Below are 1,089 nucleotides of genomic sequence, written 5' to 3'. Positions count from 1 at the left end.
TCCGGCAGTGTAGCAGATTATACATTTGCATGGACAGGAACATTGGCCATTCCAGCTGATGGAACAACTGCAGAGGAAACCACTTTCAGAGCTGTTGTGACTGATAATGCTACAGGCTGTACCAGTGAAACTGAGGTTGTAATCACCGTTAATCCCGATCCAGCATTACAAGCCACATCTGCAACTTACTGTGCTGATGAAGCTGCTGATTTCGATATCAATACCTTTAATGATGATATCCTAACTTCCGGCAATGTAGCTGATTATACTTTTGTTTGGACAGGCGCATTGGCCATTCCTGCTGATGGAACAACAGCAGAGCAATCTACATTTAGAGCTGTCGTAACTGATAAAGCAACAGACTGTACCAGCGAAACTGAGGTTGTTATTACCGTTAATCCCGATCCTGCTTTACAAACAGCTTCTGCCATATACTGTGCTGATGAAGCTGCTGATTTCGATATCAATAACTTTAATGAAGATATCCTTACTTCCGGCAATGTAGCTGATTATACTTTCATTTGGACAGGCACGTTGTCCATTCCAGTCGATGGAGGTTTACCAGTCTCAACTACATTTAGCGCTGTCGTAACTGATAAAGCAACAGGCTGTACCAGCGAAACAGAGGTAGTAATCACCGTCAATCCCGATCCAGCATTACAAGCCACATCTGCATCTTACTGTGCCGATGAAGCAACTGATTTTGATATCAATATTTTTAATGAAGATATTCTTACTTCCGGCAGTGTAGCCGATTATACATTTGCCTGGACAGGAGATTTGGTTATACCTGCAGATGGAACTACACCAGAGGAAACCACTTTCAGAGCTGTTGTGACTGATAAAGCAACAGGCTGTACCAGCGAAACAGAGGTTGTAATTACCGTTAATCCGGATCCAGCTCTACAAATAGCTTCTGCCATATACTGTGCTGATGAAGCTGCTGATTTCGATATCAATACCTTTAATGATGATATCCTAACTTCAGGAAATGTAGATGATTATACTTTCGTTTGGACAGGCGCATTGGCCATTCCAGCCGATGGAGGTTTACCAGTCTCAAATACATTTAGTGCTGTGGTAACTGAT

The 1,089-nt window shown here is 42.5% G+C and carries 1 protein-coding gene; it reads left to right on the top strand.

Annotated features, from left to right (window positions below):
- Positions 1-1,089 (top strand): hypothetical protein (locus OM075_RS25160; RefSeq protein WP_301193323.1); only part of this gene is annotated, 1,089 nt, incomplete at both ends.

It is taken from the genome of Plebeiibacterium sediminum, assembly GCF_026013605.1.
In the GTDB taxonomy this organism is placed as follows: domain Bacteria; phylum Bacteroidota; class Bacteroidia; order Bacteroidales; family Marinilabiliaceae; genus Saccharicrinis; species Saccharicrinis sediminus.
This window is presented reverse-complemented; position numbering and strand designations above follow the sequence as displayed.